Raw genomic sequence first — 19,800 nt, forward strand, 5'->3', positions numbered from 1 at the left:
AGGCTTCGCAAGGAGGCACCACCCATGAGGTCCGGCATTCACCCCGTCTCCCGCCCCGTCGTCTTCCGCGACCGTGCGGCGGGCTTCCAACTGCTCACCCGCTCCACCCTCGATGCACAGCGCACGGTGGAGTGGGAGGACGGCAGCACGTACCCGGTCGTCGACGTGGACATCTCGTCCGCGAGTCACCCCTTCTACACCGGTACTTCGCGGGTCGTGGACACCGCGGGCCGAGTGGAGCGCTTCGAGCGCCGCTACGGCCGTACCGCTGCCGTCCGTCCCTGACGGCCCGAGCCGTCTGACCCCTGCAAGGCCCGGCAAGGAGGCCGCTATGAAGGTACGCAAGTCACTGCGCTCGCTGAAGGCCAAACCCGGCGCTCAGGTGGTGCGCAGGCGTGGCGTGACGTTTGTGATCAACAAGAAGGGCCCCCGCTTCAAGGCCCGCCAAGGCTGACGCCACCGCGCAGCACCTCAACGGCCCGGCACCGCACTCGTGGTGCCGGGCCGCTTCCGGATGTGCAGTCAGCGAGGATGGATGCCCCTCAGTCGTCGATCTGTCGGAGCACCGGCGGTCTTCTGCGCAGGTACGGTCAGGTCTGGATGCCGCTCGCCAGGCGGCGACGGCAAGTAGCCCGCGGTTGGGGCCGTTCGCGATGCGCGCTCAGGGCTCGTCCGTCACGGCGGCAGTGAAACGCGTGGCGAGCACCCGCACTGCCGCGCGCAGTTCCTGCCCGCCCTCGACACGGAAGGCGAGCGGCAGCTGCGCCAGCCACTCCTGCGCGTACATCGTCGGATTCCTCGTGCTGCCGACGAGCACGCACCCGTCTCCCGACGGTTCGAGCCGTCCCATGGGCGGGCGGATCGACGGGAGCACCTCGGCCATCGGGGCGTCGAACACGACCCGCGTGGGAAACGCCCACCCCTGGCCCAGGTTCTCCTCCAGCGCCGCCACCGGGTCGAGGCCGTCGGGCATCTCGAAGCGGTGGGCGGTCTCCCGGACCGCGCGGACCCGGTCGATCCGGTAGGTGCGGATCGCGTCCGCGCGGTGCGAGTGACACAGGAGGTACCAGCGGCCGTAGCGGACGACGACCGCCCAGGGATCCACTTCCGCCTCCCACTCGTTGCCGGACTCGCTGCGGTACGTGACCAGCACGCGGCGTCGCATCGCACTCGCCGCGACGAGCGTGCTCGTGAGGGCGGGATCCGCACGGGACGCGTGACGGTCGGGCGCCGCCGACGCGTGCTCGCGCAGGGCGGCCGCCTGCCGGCCGACGCTCTCGGGCAGCGCCCGGATGACCTTGCCCAGTGCGGTGCCGACGAGGTCGTCGGCATCGGGGTCGGCGGCCGCGGGCTGACCGTCGAGGACCGCCATGACCAGGCCCAGCGCCTCGGGCTCCGTGAAGACGACCGGCGGTAGCCGAGCCCCGCGCCCCAGTCGGTACCCGCCGTAGGGGCCCCGGGTCGAGTGAACCGGGATGCCCGCCTCGCGGAGGATGCCGACGTAGCGGCGCGCGGCCCGCTCCGTGACACCCAGGGAGGCGGCAAGCTCTTCGGCCGTCACTCCCGCGGTACGGGACTGGAGGATCTCAAGGGTGCGCAGGGCTCGCGCGGTGGGACTGAGCTCGGTCGGCACCCGAGCAGATTAGGTGGTCACGAGATATACCGGAAGTGGATTGTCCGGAACCAGTCATAGCGTGAGGGCACCGACCTCGCGGCTGCACGGCTGCACGGCTGCACGGCTTCACGGCTTCACGGCTTCACGGAAAAGAGAACTGATTCATGGACATCCTGCTCATCGCCGGCCTGTGGCTCGACGGATCCGCCTGGGACGACGTCGTGCCCGCGCTCGAGGAACTCGGCCATCGACCGGTGGCACTCACCCTGCCGGGTCAGGGTGACGGAGCCGGGTCCGCCACGCTGGAGGACCAGGTCGCGGCGGTGCTCGCCGCCGTGGACGCGGCGCCGGAGAAACCCATGGTGGTCGGGCATTCAGCCGCCTCCACCCTGGCCTGGCTTGCCACCGACGCGCGGCCGGAGCGGGTCGCCAAGGTGGTCCTCATCGGAGGCTTCCCATCCGCCGACGGGCAGCCGTACGCCGACTTCTTCGAGACAAAGGACGGCGTGATGCCCTTTCCCGGCTGGGGCCCGTTCGAAGGACCGGACTCCGCCGACCTCGACGAGGAGACGCGCGGCCGCATTGCCTCGGCGGCGATCTCCGTGCCCGAGCAGGTAACCAAGGGGACGGTGCGGCTGACGGACGAGCGGAGGTTCGACGTCCCGATGCTGCTCGTGTGCCCCGAGTTCACCCCCGCCCAGGCCCGGGAATGGATCGACGCCGGTGACGCGCCCGAGGTCGCCCGCACCAGGCACCTGGACCTCGTCGACATCGACTCGGGCCACTGGCCGATGATCACCAAGCCGGTCGAACTCGCCCGACTGCTGGCCGCGGCGGCCGCCGATGTCTGAGCCCCGGCCGTTCCAGGTCCGCCCCCTGGACGCCTCCACCTGGGACGCCTTCGCCGATCTCGTCGAGCGCAACAACGGGATCTACGGCGGGTGTTGGTGCATCAGCTACCACCCGGAGTGCGGCCGCCAGGGGGGCAACCGCCGTCAGGCCAAGCAGGACCGCGTACGTACCGGCCGCGCCCACGCCGCGCTCGTCCTCGACGAGGTCGGCACCGCACAGGGGTGGTGCCAGTACGGCAGCCCCGAGGAACTCCCCAACATCAAGCACAGGCGCGCATACGACAAGGACGCACCGCCGCGGCCGGACTGGCGGATCACCTGTGTCTACGTCGACAGGAAGCACCGCGGACGGGGCATCGCGCGGACAGCGCTGGAAGGCGCCCTCGACCAGATCGCCCAAGCCGGAGGGGGCGTCGTCGAAGCCATCTCGGAGGTGACCGACGGGCGCGAGGCGCAGGGCCGCTTCCTGTTCAGCGCGACCGTCGAACTTTTTGAGGACTTCGGATTCACGCGCGGTCGACAGGTCGGCAAGCACGCGTGGTTGGTGAGCAGGGTGGTCGATCCGGCGTGAGTCGAGACGCCCCCCGAGGGGCAACCGAGCCGCATCAGGCGGGCTCAGGAACCGCCGCGCTCGCGGGGGATCTTGAGGCCGGCCTCGATCGCCACCGGCAGCCGGTTCTCGGCGGGGGGCAGCGGGCAGGTGGCCAGGTCCGTGTAGGCGCACGGCAGGTTCGCGGCGCGGTTGAAGTCCAGGACGACCGTGCCGTCGGTGCCGGTCGGTTCCACGGCGAGGGCCCGGTTGGCGGCGTAGGTGGTGACCCCGGAGGTCTCGTCGGTGAACAGCACCATCAGTCGGCCCGCACCAGGGCCGGGGAACGCGGTCAGGGACAGCTGACGCCCGTCCAGCTCGAACTCGATCCTGCCCGGAGCGTCGTACACATGCTCAAGCCCTTCTACGGCGGCGCCCACGGTGGTCGGTCGGGGCGTGTCGAAGGGGAGGTAGCGGCCCGTCACCGCCCAGCGCGGGTCGGGGGCGTAGGCGGGCGTTCCGGTGAAGGCCGTGCGCAGCGGTGCGTCCGGGTGCCGGGGGCGCACGATGTCGTTGCCGCCGCGCTTGGCGACCTCGATGACGGCGTCTCCCCAGACGGCGTCGACGCCGCCCCGCTCGGCAAGCACGCCGAAGCGGTGTTCACCGCGCACCGGCGTTCCGTCGACGACCAGTTCCTCGCCGTCGTCGAGGTCGACGACCACTCCGTCAGGGCCGGTGTGCCACGCACCGGGCGCGTCCGGGAAGCGCTGGGGCCGGTCGTCGAGCCAGTGCAGGCCGGTGATCGCCAGGAATCCGTGCGGGCCGGCGAGCCGGGCCTCCTGGGCGCGGTACCACTCCAGCCAGTTCTCGGTGAAGGCATGGAAGTCGGTCGTGGTGGCCTCTGTGGTCATGGGTTCTCCTTCGTTACGGGGGTTACGGGGGTTACGGGGGTTACGGGGTTACGGGGGTGCAGGGGGCCGGGCGGGCCGTCGGCTCGACCGGCGTGCTCAGCGGGCCAGTTCGCCGAGGAGTCGCCAGGTGCGTCGGCGGTCTGCTTCTCCCGCGATCTCGGTGCCCGAGAGCACGACCTCGGTGGCGCCGGCGTCGCGGTAACGGCGTACCTCGGCCTCGACGGTCTTCTCGTCGCCGATCACGGCCAGGTCGGCGGCCCGCCGGCCGCCGGACAGTTCGATGACGCGGGCGTAGGACGGGATCTGTTCGTAGAACGCGAGGTTCTCGGTGGTCTTGGCCCGCACCGCGTCCACGTCGTCGGTGACCACGCCGGGCACCATTGCCACGATCCTGGGCGCGGGGCGGCCGGCGGCCTCGGCCGCGGCGGTCACGGCGGGCACGATGTGGTCCGCCAGGGCGCGCGGACCCGCCAGGTAGGGCAGGATCCCGTCCGCCAGCTCACCGCTTACCCGCAGCGCCTGCGGCCCCATCGCGGCGACCAGCAAGGGGACGCCGCTCTCGGCGCCCGGTACGCGCGCCGGGATCGGGGTCGTGGCGGTGAGCAGCTCGCCGTGGAAGTCGGCCGTGCCGGTCTCGGTCAACTGCCGCAGGGCGGTGAGGAATTCACGCAGCCGGGCGACGGGGCGTTCGAAGGGCAGGCCGAAGCCCTCCGTCAGCAGTTTCGTGCCCAGGGCCAGACCGAGGTGGTAGCGGCCGTGGGTCGCGGCCTGGGCGGTCTGGGCCTGGCTGGAGACCAGCAGCGGGTGGCGGCCGAAGACGGGGATCGCGGAGGTGCCGACCTGCAGTCCGGGCACTTCCCGCCCGACGATCGCCGCGAGCTGGGGTGAGTCCGCACCGAAGGTCTGCCCGAACCAGGCTGACCGCAGACCGGCGCCCGCGGCCTCCCGGGCCAGTTGGACTGTGGCGTCGACCTGGTTCGGGGCGTCGGACGCGTTGAGCGCTACTCCAACAGTCATGTCAGTCAGAACGGGCGTCGGGCGAACCGGCATTCCGGTCCGTGTGTGACAGCTTCTTGTCATTCATGTGTACTCGGTCCTGACTGGGAAGGGGCATACCGGTGCTTAGCCCGCGGGGCAGGGCGGTGCCGGTGTACTCGGTGCGGTAGTAGCCGCGTTCCTGCAGTTCCGGACGAGCAGGTCGACGATGTCGTCGCGGCCGTCCGGGATGAGGCACGGCGTGACGTTGAAGCCGTCGACCGCGCCGCGCCGTACGAAGTGGGCGAACTTGTCGGCCAGACCGGACGGAGTACCGGCGTGCCCGCGCTGCGGGCCGAGCGCGATGACGGTCTCGCGCAGCGACCAGCCGTGCGCCTGCGCCTTCGCCCTCCTTGGCCAGCGGCCCGTCGGCGTCGCGGTCGGACAGGTCGATGCCCCAGAGCAGCCCGGCGATCCCCAAGGCCGTGGCAGGGGTGGCCTGTTGGAGTCGGATCCAACGCTTCTTCTCCTGAGCTTCCTCCTCGGTGGCACCGATGATGATCTCGGTGCCGGGCAGGATCTCAAGCCGTCGTCGGGTCGGCCGACGGCGCGCAGGCGGGAGCTGACCAGCCCACCGCGCCCGGGGTGACACGGACCTACACCACGTGGAAGCAGCTCGCCGACGAGGCGGGGATCACGCTCGGCACGAACTTCCGGAGTGGCCGCGCCGAGAGCTCCGCGACCGTGGCGGGGCCCCGGGGCTCGAGCCGAGTGCCTGCCTCGCACGGCGGCTCATGTCCGTCCGTCTGCCGCGCAAGGTGGGCGCGCAGGCGGGTCGGGAGGTGCCGCAGGCCTGCGTGCGACCACGCCACGGTGAGCGGGGGAGGCCGAGTCGCCGGACGCCGGACGCCGGACGCCGGACGCCGGACGCCGGACGCCGGACGCCGGACGCCGGACGCCGGACGCCGGACGCCGGAGAGCCGGGTGAGCTCAGCGTAGGCGACCGACCCCGACGACAGGTGAGCGACCCGGTCCGGCAGCGCATCGCCGACCGGGGTGGAGTTCGGCGCGGCCACCAGCGCGTGGTCGCGCCACCCGAGCCGGTGCGTGACGGCGTCTCCCGGCGGCAGTGGGCCGCCCGCGCAGTCTGGCAACGCAAGGAAGTACCGGTTGCGGACTAGGACTTGCCCGGGGCCGGGCGCGGGCAGCGGCTGCGCGACGACGGCGAAGTACTCAGTGCCGGGCGGCCCCTCAGGGACGGCGACGAGCCGGGCCTCACGGGTGGCTGACGGCAGGGGAGTGACCACACGTCTCCCCGGCCTGCGGATCGCCTCCGGAAGACGGAGAAGTTCGCTGTGTCCGCAATGCAAGACCTGTCCGGAAAGTTATTGACCAACGCGGTGGACCTCTGCTGAACTCCCGTTCCATGAACCCGCGCGTGGACCTCACTCGGCGGCGCCACATCGATCTGGCGCACGTCTCCAGCGCGTTTTGTTGTCGCTGACCCGGCAAGTAGTCCCCGGCAGCGGCCGGTGTGCGCCCACGGCGCGCGCCGGGGCAGCGACGGTGCGAAGCCGCCCGCGCTGCGACCCTCCCCGCGGGATCGTCGCATCCACCTCCTGAGGGCTCCCGTCTCACCTCCTTTCCGTACTCGTACTCGTACGAGCCGGGAGCCTGTTCGCGCACGCCGACGCGGTCGCTGAGAACGCGGCTGTAGCGGTCCCGCGACCACACGTTCTTTCCCTCCGGCCTGCTCAGCCGGCCTTCCGCGCGCCCCTTGGTGTGCGCCCAGCCGTCCGGGAGTGACCCCCTCATGCCTCCGTCCATCCGTAAGCTCACCGGCCGCATCGGCGCGGTCATCGAGGCCGTCGACCTCACGGCGACCCCCGATCTCGCGACGGTCACGGCGCTCCGTGACGCCCTCAACGAGCACAAGGCGATCGTCTTCGATCACGCCGACCTCGACAACGCCGGCCAGGAGCGCGTGGCCCGGTGGTTCGGCGAACTCACCACCGCCCACCCCAACGTGCCGGCCACCGACGGCACGACCAACGTGCTCGCCGTCGACAGCGAGACGTCCAAGGCCAACGAATGGCACACGGACGTCACCTTCGTGATCAATCCGCCGCAGCTCACCACGCTCCGGTCGATCGTGACCACGCCGTACGGCGGAGAGACGCTCATCGCCAACGCCGCCGCGGCCTACCGCGACCTGCCCGCACCGCTGCGCGCCCTCGCGGACACGCTGCGCGTCGTGCACACCAACCAGTACGACTACGCCCGTCCCGCGGCCTCGACCGCACAACGGCAGGAGTACGACCGAGCCTTCGTGTCGACGCCGTACGAGGCGGAGCACCCGGTCGTGCGGGTGCATCCGCTGACGGGCGAACGCGGGCTGTTCATCGGTGGGTTCGCCAAGCGCATCGTCGGTCTCCCGAGCAGCGACTCGGCGGATCTGCTGCGCATCCTCCAGTCGTATGTGACGCGTCCGGAGAACATCCTGCGCTGGACCTGGTCTCCCCAGCAGCTGCTGATCTTCGACAACCGGATCACCCAGCACTACGCGGTGGACAACTACGACGACCATCCGCGCCGCCTCAACCGGGTGACGGTCGCGGGAGAGGTACCGGTCGGTGTCGACGGACGCCGTAGCGAGCAACTCGTCGGTGACGCCTCGCACTACAGCAGCGTGTTGGCGGTGGCGGCATGACCGAGCTCAGCCTCAAAGTGCCTGCCGTCGCCAAGGGGCCGGCCGCCGAGACGACGAGCGCGCACGAGCGTGAGGTGTTCCTGCCGGGCGACGCCCGCCGCCGGACGCCGCTCAGCACACTCCGCGAGCGCCTGCGCTGGCCCCTCGGGGTCTATACGACTCCCGTCGTGATCCTCCTCGCCTGGGAGGCACTCGCGCGGGCCGGAGTGGTGTCGAAGACCTACGCCCCGGCACCGACGTCGATCGTGAAGTCGGCCGTCGACCTGTGGCAACAGGGCGTCCTCGGGCCGGACCTGGCCATCTCGCTGCAGCGTGCCGGTATCGGTCTCGCGGTCGGGCTGACGCTCGGCATCGTGACCGGGGTGCTCGGCGGGCTGCTGCGCAGCGGTGAATACCTGTTCAACGGCCTCGTGCAGGTGCTCAACACCATCCCGCTCCTCGCGGTGCTGCCGCTGATGATCGTGTGGTTCGGCATCGACGAACTCACCAAGGTGCTGCTGATCTCCTTCGGCGCCGGTGTCCCGATGTATCTCAACCTGTTCGCCGCGATCCGGGGCGTCGACCAGCGGCTGATCGAGATGGCGCGCACCACGGGCGCGGGCACCTGGCGCCTGGTGACGCGCGTGCTGGTGCCCGGGGCCCTGCCGGGGTTCCTGGTCGGCCTGCGGTTCTCGCTCGCGTACAGCGTGTTGGGCCTCGTCGCCGCCGAAACGGTCAACGCCGACAAGGGACTTGGCTTCCTCATCACGCAGGGGCAGACCTACCTCCAGACCAACCAGGTCTTCGTGGGGCTGGTGATCTACTCGCTCCTCGGTCTGCTCGCCGACCAGTTCGTCCGGGTTCTCGAGCGGGTGCTGCTGCGGTGGCGACCCAGTTATGAGGCGTCATGAGCAGCACGATCGCGACGGAGCTCCGCCGGCAGACCGGGGTCGTCGTCGAGAAAGCGGTCCGTCGGTTCGGTGACCGGGTGGTCCTCGACCACATCGACCTCACCATCGCCGACGAGGAGTTGGTGATCCTGCTCGGTCCCTCGGGCTGCGGCAAGAGCACCCTTCTGCGACTGCTCGCCGGACTCGACCGGCCCGACGGAGGGCGTGTGGAGGTCCCGGCACGGCGCGCGATCGTCTTCCAGGCCGACCGGCTGCTGCCGTGGCAGCGGGTCCTGCGCAACGTCACGCTCGGCCTGCACGGGCCCGACGCGGAACAGCGAGCCCGCGACGTTCTCGCCGAGGTCGGACTCGCGGGCCGCGAGAAGGCATGGCCCAAGGAGCTCTCCGGCGGCGAGGCCCAGCGGGTGTCGCTCGCGCGGGCCCTGGTCTCGGAGCCCGAACTCGTGCTGCTCGATGAGCCGTTCGCGGCCCTCGACGCCATCACGCGGCTGCGCATGCACGACCTCGTACGGGCCCTGCGGACCAAGCATCACGCGGCCATGCTGCTCGTCACCCACGACGTCGACGAGGCGATCGCCCTGGCGGACCGCATCGTCGTCATGAGCGACGGCCGCATCGGCACCTCGCACGAGGTGCACCTCTCCGCCGCGGACCGCGAAGCGAGCGTCGCACGCGAGGAACTCCGCGCCCGGCTCCTGGCAGATCTCGGCCTGGCCGGCCAGCACTGACCTCACCGAACACAAACCCTCACCCAGCACAGAAAGCACACCACATCCCATGCGCAAGAGAACCAGCAGACTCGTCGGCGCCGTCGGCTCGCTCGCCCTCGCGGGCACCCTCGCCGCCTGCGGATCGTCGTCGTCGGACACGGCGGCGCCGCTGAGCAACGCCGCCGACGCGAGCGACGCCAAGCACCCCGAGTGGAGCAAGTACACCTTCACGATCGGTGACAACGGCGGTGACGGCAGCCAGGAGCTGGCGAAGCTGACCGGCGTGTTCGACAACGCGCCCTACAAGGTGAAGTTCGCCCGCTTCACCTACGGCCCGCCCCTCGTGCAGGCCGCCGCCTCGGGCGACATCGACCTCGGCAGCGTCGGCGACGTACCGCCGATCACGGGTGCGGCGAAGGAGTACGGCTTCAAAGTCGTCGCCGTCAACCGCTCGCTCACGCCCGACCAGGCGGTGGAGAACATCATCGTGCCGAAGGGCTCGAAGCTGAGGACGGCCGCCGACCTCAAGGGCAAGAAGATCGCGGTACCGCAGGGCAGTTCGGCCCACGGCCTGGCCCTGAACGCGCTGAAGAGCGTCGGCCTCACCCCCAAGGACGTGAAGCTGGCCTTCCTCGATCCGGCAGCCGGTGCGACGGCGTTCAACACGGGCAAGGTGGACGCCTGGTCGATCTGGAACCCGCAGTCCGCGATCGCGGTCAAGAACGGCGCGCGGATCCTGGTGAAGGGCCTCCCGCCGATCGACCAGACGAGCAGTTACTACGTCGCCAGTGACGCGTCGCTGAAGGACAAGGCCAAGCGTGCCGCTCTCGCGGACGTCCTGAAGAGGCTGTCGCGGGAGTTCGCCTGGGGTGTCAAGAACCCCGACAAGTACGCGCAGGCACTCTCGAAGGAGCAGGGCATCCCGCCGGCCGACGCCAAGGCATCCCTGGCCGCCTACTCGAACCGGGTGACCCCGGTGGAGCAGTCGGACATCGAGCTGGAGCAGAAGCTCGCCGACGCCTTCCTGGAGGCGGGTCAGATCACCAAGAAGGTCGACGTCAAGTCGATCACAGACAACCTCCTCCCGGCCGGTTACGACAGCTCCAAGCTGAAGGTGACCTCATGAGCGAGAGACGGCGGCTCCATCTCAACGCCTTCCTCATGGAAGCGGGCCACCACGAGGCGGCGTGGCGGCTCCCGCACAGCAATCCCCGGGCGGACTTCGACCTGCGGCACTGGGTCGAGCTGGCGCAGCTGGCCGAGAGCGCCAAGTTCGACTCGCTGTTCCTCGCGGACGGCCCCGCCCTCATCGGCACCGGCGAGTTCCGGCCGCCGGGCCAGCTCGAACCGCTGACCCTGCTGACCGCGCTGTCCCAGGCGACGAGCAGGATCGGCCTTATCGCGACCGTCTCGTCGACGTACAACGAGCCGTACAACCTCGCCCGTCGACTCGCATCCGTCGACCACGTCAGCGGTGGCCGCGCCGGCTGGAACATCGTCACCTCGGCAGGGGCGGACGAGGCAGCCAACTTCGGCCTCGACAACCGCCCCGGCCACGCCGAACGCTACGCCAGGGCCGACGAGTTCCTGAAGGTCGCCAAGGCGCTGTGGGACAGCTGGGAGTCCGAGGCCGTCGTCGCGGACAGGACCACCGGACGCTACGCCGACCCCGAGCGGCTGCACCGGCTCGGCCACGAGGGCAGGTACTTCAAGGTGGCCGGCCCGCTCAACGTCGAGCGCCCGCCGCAGGGTTACCCGCTGCTCGTCCAGGCCGGCTCCTCGGAGGACGGCAAGGACTTCGCGGCCCGCCACGCCGAGGCCATCTTCACCGCACACACCACGTACGAGCGCGCGGCCGCCTTCTACGCCGACATCAAGGCCCGGACAAGGGTCGCGGGCCGTGACCCGGACGGCGTGATCGTTTTGCCCGGTATCGTCCCGTACATCGGGTCGACCGAGGCGGAAGCCCGCGCGCTCGCCCGGCAGTTCGACGAGCTGCGCGTCCCGGAGTACGGGCTGCGCCAGCTGGCCGCCGTGTTCGAGACCGAGCCGTCGGCCTTCGCGCTCGACGATCCCCTCCCGGATTACATCCTCGCCAGGCCGAAGCTGGAAGGCTCGCAGAGCCGTTCCGACCTGATCATCGATCTCGCGGTGCGCGAGCAGCTGACGGTCCGGCAGATCATCTCCCGGCTCGGCGGCGGGCGCGGCCACTTCGAGTTCGTCGGCACGCCCGAGCAGATCGCGGACACGATCATCGCCTGGTTCGAGGGTGGCGCCGCGGACGGGTTCAACATCATGGCTCCCGCCCTGCCGTCGGGCCTCGCGGCCTTCGTCGAGCACGTGCTGCCGATCCTGCGGGGCAAGGGGCTGTTCCGCGAGGAGTACGAAGGCACGACACTGCGCGAGCACTACGGGCTCCCGGTCCCGGCGAACCAGTTCCACGGCTGACCCGCTCGTGACTCCCGCCGCCTCCCGGAGTGGCGGGAGTCCGCCCGCGCTGCGGGTCGAGGGGCTCACGGCCCAACCGCAGCACGCCCGCGCGACCGCGCCGTCCTGAATCCGACACCGCGTGCCGGAGGTGACTGCCGTGCGAAAGGGCGTTGGGCGTGGCGCGCAGTCAACTACCGATGATCAAAGGGAGTTCGTCATGGCGTGCGTGCCGACGACGTGCCCGTTCCCGCCCTTGTCGCGTCCGCGCCGCGGCTGGCCAGCAGGCGCAGCGCCTCCGCCGACGGGGAGCCCGGTTCGGCGTGGTACGTCACCAGCATCTGTTCGTGGTCGTCGGCCTGGTGGAACGACTCGAGGGGAGGTCGAGTTCGCCGACGAGTGGGTGATGCAGGCGCTGGATGCCGTGGCATCTCTCCTTGACCGAGCCTGCGCTCTCGCGAAGCAGACGGCCGGCTGAGGTCCCGGCGCCGACCACGCCGGCGCCGCGGACCGGGCCGGCTTCGGCATCGAGTTCGCCCGGGCTGACGCGGAGGCGATCGGCGGCCACCGGACCGGCTTCCGCATCTCCGCCAGCAACCCCTACAACGACATCGCCGAGACCGACCCGGCCGACCCACTGGCCACCTACGCCACCCTGATCACCGGACTCGCCCGGCCGGACCTCGCCTACCTGCACCTGGTCGAGAGCCCGGACCACGACCTGACCGCCCGGCTGCGCAAGGACTGGCCGACGGCGTTCATCCTCAACCCCTTCAGCCACCCAGAGACCACCGGCCCCGGCGCTCTCGCCCCCATCGAGGACGGCACCGCGGACCTCATCGCCTTCGGCGCGCTGTTCCTGGCCAACCCGGATCTGCCCGCCCGCCTCGCGGTCGGCTGTCCCTTCAGCACCCCCGATGCGGCCACCTTCTACGGCGGCGAGCACCGCGGCTACACCGACTACCCTGCGCTGGTCGCTGACAGCGCATGACCTGAATAGATGTCATCGCCGGTGGGTGCGGCAAGGCAGGACGCGAGGTTCAGGTGACCGAAGTCCCTCTGAGGGGAGAACGTGAGGCCGCGGGGACGCGGCCGGCGGAACCGACGCCACAACTGGACCGGGGCCCTTCGCACCGGAGGGGGCCCTGCCGGGAGCTGTGTGCCGGGGCGCCCGGCGCACGCCCAGGCAGCGCAGCCGGACACCGCGCTGCCTGGATCACGTGTCGTACGGTCCGATGTCGCGGCCGCTCACCGTCCGCAGCGGATCTCACCGCACCCGGCGGTGCCGCCGACAGGGCCGAAAGACCTGCACCCATACCGGGAGTCAGGCCGCGACGAGCTCCTGCTCGCGGTCCGGGATTTTGACCGCGGGCTTCTTGTTCGGCAGCGAGAGCCGGAAGACCTTGTGCCACGCGGAGAACACCTGCTTGGGCAGCGACCCGGTGACGTACTCCAGCTCGTACTTCTCGAACAGTGCGCGCACCTTCACCGCGACCTCGGCGTACCGGTTGCTCGGCAGGTCCGGAAACAGGTGGTGCTCGATCTGGTGCGAGAGGTTGCCGGTCATGAAGTGCATGGCCTTGCTGCCGCTGATGTTCGCGGAGCCCATCATCTGACGCAGATACCACTGGCCGCGCGTCTCGCCCTTGATCGACCGGCGCTCGAAGACCTGCACGCCCTCGGGGAAGTGCCCGCACATGATCACCGAGTGGGACCAGATGTTGCGGACCAGGTTCGCGGTGAAGGTGGCGGCGAGCGTGGGGAGGAACGAGGGGCCGGACAGCAGCGGGTGGATCACGTAGTCCTTGAGGACCTGCTTGCGGATCTTGCGGCCGACGGCCTTGGCCCGCGCGCGGAACTCCGGGTTCTTGCGGCGGCGCTTGTTCAGGTTCTTGCCGAGCTCCAGGTCGTACGCCGCGATGCCGTACTCGAAGAAGCAGGCGTTGAGGAAGTTCCACAGCGGCTGGCCGAGGTGGAACGGGTGCCACTTCTGGTCCTCGTCCACGCGCATGATGCCGTAGCCGAGGTCGTTGTCCTTGCCGATCACGTTGGTGTAGGTGTGGTGCAGCTCGTTGTGCGAGTGCTTCCACTGGTCGGCCGGTGAGACGTGGTCCCATTCCCAGGTGGTGGAGTGGATCTTCGGGTCCCGCATCCAGTCCCACTGGCCGTGCAGGATGTTGTGGCCGATCTCCATGTTGTCCATGATCTTCGCCACGGACAGTCCGGCGGTGCCGATCAGCCATGCGGGCGGGAAGATCGAGAACAGCAGTACGCCCCTGCTGACCAGTTCGAGCGTGCGCTGCGCCGAGATGACCTTGCGGATGTAGGCGGCGTCTTTCTCGCCGCGGCCGGCGATCACCTCGTCGCGGATCGCGTCGAGTTCGCGGCCGAGTTCCTCGATCTGCTGCGTGCTCAGGTGGGCGGTGGGGTCGATGGCGGTCAAGGTGCTCCTACCGTTCGATGTCGCAGGGGCCCGCCGCGGCGGACACGCAGGTCTGGATGAGGACGCCCGGCTCGGCCTCGGTGATCTCGCCGGTGCGCAGGTCGCGGACGGCGCCCGCCTTGAGCGGGGTGACGCAGCCGAAGCAGATGCCCATGCGGCACCCGGAGGGCATGAGCACGCCGGCCTCCTCGCCGACGTCCAGCAACGGCGTGGCGCCGTCCGCGTCGACGGTCTTGCCGGTGGTGCTGAACGTGACCTCGCCGCCGTCGCCGGCGGCGACGATGCTCGGGCGGAAGCGTTCGGTGTGCAGGCGCTCCGGGATGCCGTGGTCGCTCCAGTGCTTTTCGGCGGCGTCGAGCAGGCCCGCGGGCCCGCAGGCCCAGGTCTCGCGCTCGGCCCAGTCGGGCACCAGTTCGTCGAGACGGGCGATGTCGAGCATGCCGTCCGTGTCGGTGTGCACCTCGGTCAGACGCAGCTTCTTGTCCGCGACCAGCTCGTGCAGATCGCTGCGGAAGATCACGTCGTGCGGCTGCGGCGCGGAGTGGACCATGACGACGTCGTCGAACTCGGTGTCGCGCAGCATGCCCATCACCGGCGTGATGCCACTGCCGGCCGTCAGGTAGAGCACCTTGGCGGGCTTGGTCTGCGGCAGCACGAAGTCACCGGTCGCCTGATCCAGCTGGATCAGCGTGCCCGGTTTCGCTCTGCGGACCAGGTGGTTGCTGACCTTGCCGTCCGGGATCGCCTTCACGGTGATCGTGACGCGGCCGTCCTGGCGGTTGGTCGGCGAGGTGATGGAGTAGGCACGCCACAGACGCACCCCGTCGACGTCCACCCCGATCCGCACGTACTGACCGGCCGTGTGGCCGCGCCAGCCCCGTCCCGGCCTGATCACGATGGTCGCGGCGTCACCCGTCTCGGGGTGGACGGCCTCGATGCGCCCCCGGAGGTCAGCGCCCGCTCGCAGCGGGCTGACCAGGTCGAGGTAGTCCGACGGCAGCAGCGGCGTCGTGACCATCTCCAGCAGTTTCCACGCCCTGCCGCGCAGGGCCACACTCGTCATGACTCCAGCTTGCTGTGCCTCAGGGCGTAAAGTCCTGACCGCAGGACGTAAATCTGGTCGGCTGAATTGTTCGCAGGGAACAAAACCATGAGCCATGCAATCCAGAGGGCCAGCGAACTGGCCCTGGACGAGACGACGGTCACTGTCCTTCGGACCTCGCTGAAGGCCACCGCGGACGAGATCGTCCAGGCGATCATCGACGAGGTCCCTCCCTACGCCAATGCCCTGTCGGGTCGTATGGGCGGCACCATCCGCCGGGCCGTGCGTACCGCCCTGGGGCACTACCTGGACCTGGCGAGCGGGACCGCCACGGGCGGTGACGCCGGTGACGCGGCTTATGAGCTGGGTCGCGGCGAGGTGCGTGACGGCCGTTCGATGGACGCCCTGCTCAGCGCCTACCGCGTCGGTGCCCGCGTGGCCTGGCGATGCCTGGCGGCGGGTGCCGTACCCGCGGGTCTGCCCGCCGCCGAGGTCGCCAAGTTCGCCGAGCTGACCTTCGCGTACATCGATGAGCTCTCCGCCGCGAGCGCCGCGGGCCACGCCGACGAACTGGCCGCCCAGGGCCGGGCCCACGAGCGCCACCTGGAACACCTGGCCCGCGACCTTCTCGCCGGCGCGAGCCCGGATGTACTGCTGGTCTCCGCGCAACGGGCCGGATGGCAGCCTCCTGTCTCGCTGACCGCGGTCCTGCTGCCCGCCGCCCAGGCCCGGCCCGCCTACCGCACGCTCGACCCGACCACCCTCGTCGTCGACGATCAGCCGGACGCCACCGGCGTGCTGCTCGTCCCCGACGCCGACCGCTCACATCTGTTGCGGCAGCTGACCGACCGCAGCGCCGTGGTCGGCCCGGCCCGGCCATGGACGCGTGCGTCCGCCTCGTACGCCCGAGCCGCCCGCGCGCGCTCCCTCTCCGCCGACATCCGCGACACGGAGGACCACCTGCCCCAGCTGGTGCTGAGCGCCGACGTGGACGCGTTCGCCGACCTGCGTGCCCGAGCGCTCGCACCGTTGCGGACCTTGCCGGTCGCGACCGCACGGCGGCTGGAGGAGACGTTGCGGGCGTGGCTGTTGCACCAGGGCAGGCGGGAGGAGGTGGCGGCGGCGCTGTTCGTCCATCCCCAGACGGTCCGGTACCGGATGTCGCAGCTGAGGGAGCTGTTTCCGGATCTCGCATCGCCGGACCGGGTCCTTGAACTGACCCTGGCGGTCGGTCTTGGGGGCAGCTGACCCATACCTCGACCGTCCGCAACCGCGTCCGCGAGCTCGCTGCCCCTCGGTGTCGGTAATAGAGGGCTGTTGGGCGGCGTGGAGCCGGCCGCAGTACGGCGACGCCTGCGTGCTCCTGGGCGAGATCGGCGGACGGGGAGGCGATGCCCGCACCGGTGGAGACGAGTTGGTCGTCGCGGGTTGCCGGTCGTCGGACCAGCCACCGGGGCTGGGCACCGGAGCGCTCGCTTCACGTCGGGTCCCACGTGCTGTCGGCCGTACCCGACCGACGGGTTAGGTACCGGCGATCACGGGGCAGGACGTCGTAACCCACGCAGCGCAGATCTCCCTTTCGCACCTCCTTTGACGAGAGATACAGGACATGTCTGCTGAAGAAAGCGCGCACCATCCTCCTCACCGCGTCGGCGTCGTCGCCGAGTCCGTCTCCGGAGAGACACGGGTCGCGGCGACCCCGGCGACGGCACGGCTGCTGCTCGGCCTCGGCTACGAGGTCGTCGTCGAGTCCGGGGCCGGCGAGGCCTCGGGCTTCGACGACCAGGCGTACGCCGACGTCGGCGCGCGGATCGCCGAGGCATGGGAGGCGGACGTCGTCCTGAAGGTGAACGCCCCCACCGAGGCCGAGATCCGCCGGTTGCGGAGGGGCGCGGTCGTGGTCGCCCTGCTGGCCCCGGCACAGGATCCCGAGTTGCTCCAGGCGCTCGCCGATGCCGGGGTGACGGCCCTGGCGCTCGACGCCGTGCCGCGTATCTCGCGGGCCCAGTCGATGGACGTGCTGTCCTCGATGGCGAACATCGCCGGTTATCGCGCGGTCATCGAGGCCGCGCACGTCTTCGGACGGTTCTTCACCGGTCAGGTCACCGCGGCGGGCAAGGTGCCGCCGGCGAAGGTGCTGGTGGCCGGCGCGGGCGTGGCCGGTCTCGCGGCGATCGGCGCCGCCTCCAGCCTCGGGGCGATCGTGCGCGCCACCGACCCCCGCCCGGAGGTCGCGGACCAGGTGAAGTCGCTGGGCGGCGAGTACCTGCCGGTGAACGCCGTGCAGGAGGCGAGCACCGACGGCTATGCCAAGGCGACCTCCGCCGACTACGATCGCGCCGCCGCCGAGCTCTACCACGACCAGGCCGGGGACGTGGACATCGTCATCACCACGGCGCTGATCCCGGGGCGGCCCGCGCCGCGGCTGCTGACGGCCGAGGACGTGGCCGTGATGAGGCCCGGAAGCGTCATCGTCGACATGGCCGCCGCGATGGGCGGCAACGTCGAGGGCACTGTGCCGGGCCGGATCGTGGTGACCGACAACGGCGTGACCCTCATCGGCTACACCGACCTCGCCTCCCGGCTTCCGGCCCAGGCCTCGCAGCTGTTCGGCACGAACCTGGTGAACCTGCTGAAACTGCTGACCCCTGGCAAGGCCGGGCAGCTGACGATCGACTTCGACGACGTCGTGCAGCGGGCGGTGACCGTGGTGCGGGAAGGTGAGGTCACCTGGCCGCCGCCCCCCGTCGCGGTCTCGGCCGCACCGGCCGCACCGCCCGCGGCCGCACCCGAGCCGCCCGCACCGAACCAGTCGGGACTGACGCCCGCCCGGCGCTTCGGCCTCATCGGGCTCGGAATGCTCGCGACGTTCCTGCTGGTGGCCTTCGCTCCGGCCCAACTCGCCGGCAACTTCACGGTGTTCGCACTGGCGGTGGTGATCGGCTACTACGTCATCGGCAAGGTGCACCACGCACTGCACACCCCGTTGATGTCGGTGACCAACGCGATCTCCGGGATCGTCGTGATCGGCGCCCTGCTGCAGATCGGCCACGAGAGCTGGATCGTCACCACGCTGTCCGTCGTGGCGATCCTGCTGACGAGCGTCAACATCTTCGGAGGTTTCGCCGTCACCCGCCGCATGCTGTCCATGTTCTCGAAAGGCTGAGTCGAGATGACTTCATTGACGGCTTCCCACGCGGCCGACCTGGTCGCCGCCCTGCTGTTCATCCTCAGCCTGGCCGGTCTGTCCCAGCACCGCACCTCCCGTGCCGGCGTCGTCTACGGCATCGCCGGCATGGCCCTCGCCCTGGTGGCCACCGTAGTCGTCGCGTCGCGCAGCATCAGCGCCGGAGCGGTCGCGCTGATCGTGCTGGCGATGGCGCTCGGTGCGGCGCTGGGCCTGTGGCGGGCCCGGCGCGTCGAGATGACGCAGATGCCCGAACTCATCGCCGTCCTGCACAGCTTCGTCGGCCTGGCCGCGGTGCTGGTGGGCTGGAACAGCTACCTGGAGGTGGAGTCCCACGGCGCGGCGCAGGACCGGATCGGTGCCGACCTGCTGGGCATCCACCACGCCGAGGTGTTCATCGGCCTCTTCATCGGCGCGGTCACCTTCACCGGCTCGATCGTCGCGTTGCTGAAGCTGTCGGCGCGCATCAAGTCCCGGCCGCTGATGCTGCCGGGCAAGAACGCCCTGAACGTCGGGGCGCTCGTGGCGTTCGTCGCGCTGACCGTGTGGTTCACGATCAGTCCCAGCCTGCCCCTGATGATCATGGTGACCGTGCTGGCCATGGCGCTCGGCTGGCACCTGGTCGCTTCCATCGGCGGCGGCGACATGCCCGTCGTCGTCTCCATGCTGAACAGCTACTCGGGCTGGGCGGCGGCCGCGGCCGGGTTCCTTCTCGACAACAACCTGCTCATCGTCACCGGCGCGCTGGTGGGCTCCTCCGGCGCCTACCTGTCGTACATCATGTGCAAGGCGATGAACCGTTCCTTCCTCTCCGTCATCGCGGGCGGTTTCGGTATCGAGGCGCCGTCCGGCGGCGCGGAGGAGCAGGGGGAGCACCGTGAGGTGCGGGCCGCGGAGGTGGCCGAGATGCTCGCTCAGGCCCGCTCGGTGATCATCGCTCCCGGCTACGGCATGGCCGTCGCGCAGGCCCAGCATCCCGTAGCGGAGCTGACGCGGCAGTTGCGCGGGCGGGGCGTCGAGGTTCGCTTCGGAGTCCATCCCGTCGCCGGGCGCCTGCCCGGTCATATGAACGTACTGCTGGCCGAGGCGAAGGTGCCCTACGACATCGTCCTGGAGATGGACGAGATCAACGACGACTTCGGCGGCACCTCGGTCGTGCTGGTCATCGGCGCGAACGACACCGTCAATCCGGCCGCGACCGATGACCCGGCGAGCCCGATCGCCGGGATGCCGGTGCTGCGGGTCTGGGAGGCCGAGCAGGTCGTCGTCTTCAAGCGCTCCATGGCCTCCGGTTACGCGGGTGTGCAGAACCCCCTGTTCTTCCGGGAGAACAGCGGCATGCTGTTCGGCGACGCCAAACAGAGCGTGGAGGAGATCCTGCGCGTACTGGAGTCCGACAGCCGACGCGACGCGGCGCCGACGGTACGGCAGCCGAAGGTGTCCAGTCGCTGACGGGCGATTCCTCGCGTTCACAGAAGCGCGGAGGTGCGGGAAACCGGCCGGGGAGGCC

The 19,800-nt window shown here is 70.4% G+C and carries 18 protein-coding genes and 2 pseudogenes; 13 read left to right on the forward strand and 7 right to left on the reverse strand.

The genetic code is table 11. The features are described 5' to 3' along the window. Window positions 1-24 precede the first annotated feature (24 nt). Together H293_RS0130405 and ykgO are read left to right on the forward strand one after the other, a co-directional pair. A complete protein-coding gene (locus H293_RS0130405) occupies window positions 25-285 on the forward strand; it encodes a type B 50S ribosomal protein L31 (protein WP_020121601.1) in 261 nt (86 codons plus the stop codon). A gap of 46 nt (window positions 286-331) precedes the next feature. After that, entirely contained in the window at window positions 332-454 is a 123-nt protein-coding gene (gene ykgO, locus H293_RS0130410; protein ID WP_020121602.1) for a type B 50S ribosomal protein L36, read from the forward strand. A gap of 207 nt (window positions 455-661) precedes the next feature. Here ykgO and H293_RS0130415 read toward each other — a convergent pair whose 3' ends face one another. Next, window positions 662-1,633, reverse strand: a complete 972-nt coding sequence (locus H293_RS0130415; RefSeq protein WP_020121603.1) for a helix-turn-helix transcriptional regulator — start codon at window positions 1,631-1,633, stop codon at window positions 662-664. A gap of 146 nt (window positions 1,634-1,779) precedes the next feature. Here H293_RS0130415 and H293_RS0130420 point away from each other — a divergent pair, with 146 nt between their 5' ends. Both H293_RS0130420 and H293_RS0130425 read left to right on the forward strand, forming a co-directional pair. Further along, on the forward strand, window positions 1,780-2,466 hold the full coding sequence (locus H293_RS0130420) for an alpha/beta fold hydrolase (RefSeq protein WP_020121604.1): 687 nt from the start codon (window positions 1,780-1,782) through the stop codon (window positions 2,464-2,466). Continuing rightward, the gene (locus tag H293_RS0130425) at window positions 2,459-3,037 is read left to right on the forward strand and encodes a GNAT family N-acetyltransferase (RefSeq protein WP_020121605.1); all 579 of its coding nucleotides are present in this window, start codon (window positions 2,459-2,461) and stop codon (window positions 3,035-3,037) included. The genes H293_RS0130420 and H293_RS0130425 overlap by 8 nt, the downstream gene beginning before the upstream one ends. A gap of 44 nt (window positions 3,038-3,081) precedes the next feature. Here H293_RS0130425 and H293_RS0130430 read toward each other — a convergent pair whose 3' ends face one another. The 3 genes from H293_RS0130430 to H293_RS61485 all read right to left on the reverse strand — a co-directional run bounded on the left by H293_RS0130430 (window position 3,082) and on the right by H293_RS61485 (window position 6,188). Further along, a complete protein-coding gene (locus tag H293_RS0130430) occupies window positions 3,082-3,906 on the reverse strand; it encodes a DUF1684 domain-containing protein (RefSeq protein ID WP_020121606.1) in 825 nt (274 codons plus the stop codon). A 96-nt stretch (window positions 3,907-4,002) separates the two neighbouring features. Then, window positions 4,003-4,923 (reverse strand): LLM class F420-dependent oxidoreductase, encoded by a 921-nt coding sequence (locus H293_RS0130435; RefSeq protein WP_020121607.1) that lies wholly within the window; start codon window positions 4,921-4,923, stop codon window positions 4,003-4,005. Window positions 4,924-5,537: 614 nt separating this feature from the next. After that, window positions 5,538-6,188 (reverse strand): MDR/zinc-dependent alcohol dehydrogenase-like family protein, encoded by a 651-nt coding sequence (locus H293_RS61485; protein WP_020121609.1) that lies wholly within the window; start codon window positions 6,186-6,188, stop codon window positions 5,538-5,540. A gap of 506 nt (window positions 6,189-6,694) precedes the next feature. Here H293_RS61485 and H293_RS0130450 point away from each other — a divergent pair. Genes H293_RS0130450 through H293_RS0130470 form a run of 5 tightly spaced genes read left to right on the forward strand, consistent with a single transcriptional unit; the run spans window position 6,695 to window position 11,639 of the window. Beyond that, window positions 6,695-7,591 (forward strand): TauD/TfdA dioxygenase family protein, encoded by an 897-nt coding sequence (locus H293_RS0130450; RefSeq protein ID WP_020121610.1) that lies wholly within the window; start codon window positions 6,695-6,697, stop codon window positions 7,589-7,591. After that, a complete protein-coding gene (locus H293_RS0130455) occupies window positions 7,588-8,481 on the forward strand; it encodes an ABC transporter permease (RefSeq protein ID WP_020121611.1) in 894 nt (297 codons plus the stop codon). Before H293_RS0130450 ends, H293_RS0130455 begins: the two co-directional genes overlap by 4 nt. Beyond that, a complete protein-coding gene (locus H293_RS0130460; protein ID WP_020121612.1) occupies window positions 8,478-9,209 on the forward strand; it encodes an ABC transporter ATP-binding protein in 732 nt (243 codons plus the stop codon). The genes H293_RS0130455 and H293_RS0130460 overlap by 4 nt, the downstream gene beginning before the upstream one ends. 49 nt (window positions 9,210-9,258) lie before the next feature. After that, window positions 9,259-10,317 (forward strand): aliphatic sulfonate ABC transporter substrate-binding protein, encoded by a 1,059-nt coding sequence (locus tag H293_RS0130465; protein WP_020121613.1) that lies wholly within the window; start codon window positions 9,259-9,261, stop codon window positions 10,315-10,317. Then, window positions 10,314-11,639: an LLM class flavin-dependent oxidoreductase gene (locus tag H293_RS0130470; RefSeq protein ID WP_020121614.1), complete on the forward strand. Its 1,326-nt coding sequence runs from the start codon at window positions 10,314-10,316 to the stop codon at window positions 11,637-11,639. The genes H293_RS0130465 and H293_RS0130470 overlap by 4 nt, the downstream gene beginning before the upstream one ends. A gap of 197 nt (window positions 11,640-11,836) precedes the next feature. Here H293_RS0130470 and H293_RS55315 read toward each other — a convergent pair. After that, window positions 11,837-12,060: pseudogene (locus tag H293_RS55315) on the reverse strand (MmyB family transcriptional regulator); the annotation flags it as partial. Window positions 12,061-12,117: 57 nt separating this feature from the next. On the opposite strand from H293_RS55315, the pseudogene H293_RS55320 reads away from it, so the two are divergent. Continuing rightward, window positions 12,118-12,609 (forward strand): annotated as a pseudogene (locus H293_RS55320) (oxidoreductase); the annotation flags it as partial. 333 nt (window positions 12,610-12,942) lie between these two features. On the opposite strand, the gene H293_RS0130485 reads toward H293_RS55320, so the two are convergent. Together H293_RS0130485 and H293_RS0130490 are read right to left on the reverse strand one after the other, a co-directional pair. Next, window positions 12,943-14,061 (reverse strand): fatty acid desaturase family protein, encoded by a 1,119-nt coding sequence (locus H293_RS0130485; RefSeq protein ID WP_020121617.1) that lies wholly within the window; start codon window positions 14,059-14,061, stop codon window positions 12,943-12,945. Between the two features lie 7 nt (window positions 14,062-14,068). Continuing rightward, window positions 14,069-15,124 (reverse strand): ferredoxin reductase, encoded by a 1,056-nt coding sequence (locus H293_RS0130490; RefSeq protein WP_020121618.1) that lies wholly within the window; start codon window positions 15,122-15,124, stop codon window positions 14,069-14,071. Between the two features lie 87 nt (window positions 15,125-15,211). Between H293_RS0130490 and H293_RS0130495 the strand changes: the two genes are divergently transcribed. From H293_RS0130495 to pntB, 3 genes are all read left to right on the forward strand, one after another. After that, window positions 15,212-16,351 carry a PucR-like N-terminal domain-containing protein gene (locus tag H293_RS0130495; RefSeq protein ID WP_020121619.1) on the forward strand — a complete coding sequence of 380 codons (1,140 nt, stop codon included), beginning with the start codon at window positions 15,212-15,214 and terminating at the stop codon, window positions 16,349-16,351. Between the two features lie 361 nt (window positions 16,352-16,712). Further along, window positions 16,713-18,269: a Re/Si-specific NAD(P)(+) transhydrogenase subunit alpha gene (locus H293_RS0130500; RefSeq protein WP_020121620.1), complete on the forward strand. Its 1,557-nt coding sequence runs from the start codon at window positions 16,713-16,715 to the stop codon at window positions 18,267-18,269. 6 nt (window positions 18,270-18,275) lie between these two features. Next, entirely contained in the window at window positions 18,276-19,742 is a 1,467-nt protein-coding gene (gene pntB, locus H293_RS0130505; RefSeq protein WP_028808334.1) for a Re/Si-specific NAD(P)(+) transhydrogenase subunit beta, read from the forward strand. Window positions 19,743-19,800: the final 58 nt, after the last annotated feature.

This window comes from Streptomyces canus 299MFChir4.1 (assembly GCF_000383615.1).
In the GTDB taxonomy this organism is placed as follows: Bacteria; Actinomycetota; Actinomycetes; order Streptomycetales; family Streptomycetaceae; genus Streptomyces; species Streptomyces canus_C.

Excerpts from the sequence above, each read along its gene's own strand:
- H293_RS0130495 (WP_020121619.1), top strand. The coding sequence starts at position 15,212 with ATGAGCCATGCAATCCAGAGGGCCAGCGAACTGGCCCTGGACGAGACG.
- H293_RS0130450 (WP_020121610.1), top strand. The coding sequence starts at position 6,695 with ATGCCTCCGTCCATCCGTAAGCTCACCGGCCGCATCGGCGCGGTCATC.
- H293_RS0130430 (WP_020121606.1), bottom strand. The coding sequence starts at position 3,906 with ATGACCACAGAGGCCACCACGACCGACTTCCATGCCTTCACCGAGAAC.
- H293_RS0130425 (WP_020121605.1), top strand. The coding sequence starts at position 2,459 with ATGTCTGAGCCCCGGCCGTTCCAGGTCCGCCCCCTGGACGCCTCCACC.
- H293_RS0130420 (WP_020121604.1), top strand. The coding sequence starts at position 1,780 with ATGGACATCCTGCTCATCGCCGGCCTGTGGCTCGACGGATCCGCCTGG.
- H293_RS0130465 (WP_020121613.1), top strand. The coding sequence starts at position 9,259 with ATGCGCAAGAGAACCAGCAGACTCGTCGGCGCCGTCGGCTCGCTCGCC.
- H293_RS0130460 (WP_020121612.1), top strand. The coding sequence starts at position 8,478 with ATGAGCAGCACGATCGCGACGGAGCTCCGCCGGCAGACCGGGGTCGTC.
- H293_RS0130500 (WP_020121620.1), top strand. The coding sequence starts at position 16,713 with ATGTCTGCTGAAGAAAGCGCGCACCATCCTCCTCACCGCGTCGGCGTC.
- pntB (WP_028808334.1), top strand. The coding sequence starts at position 18,276 with ATGACTTCATTGACGGCTTCCCACGCGGCCGACCTGGTCGCCGCCCTG.
- H293_RS0130490 (WP_020121618.1), bottom strand. The coding sequence starts at position 15,124 with ATGACGAGTGTGGCCCTGCGCGGCAGGGCGTGGAAACTGCTGGAGATG.
- H293_RS0130405 (WP_020121601.1), top strand. The coding sequence starts at position 25 with ATGAGGTCCGGCATTCACCCCGTCTCCCGCCCCGTCGTCTTCCGCGAC.
- H293_RS0130435 (WP_020121607.1), bottom strand. The coding sequence starts at position 4,923 with ATGACTGTTGGAGTAGCGCTCAACGCGTCCGACGCCCCGAACCAGGTC.
- H293_RS0130455 (WP_020121611.1), top strand. The coding sequence starts at position 7,588 with ATGACCGAGCTCAGCCTCAAAGTGCCTGCCGTCGCCAAGGGGCCGGCC.
- H293_RS0130470 (WP_020121614.1), top strand. The coding sequence starts at position 10,314 with ATGAGCGAGAGACGGCGGCTCCATCTCAACGCCTTCCTCATGGAAGCG.
- ykgO (WP_020121602.1), top strand. The coding sequence starts at position 332 with ATGAAGGTACGCAAGTCACTGCGCTCGCTGAAGGCCAAACCCGGCGCT.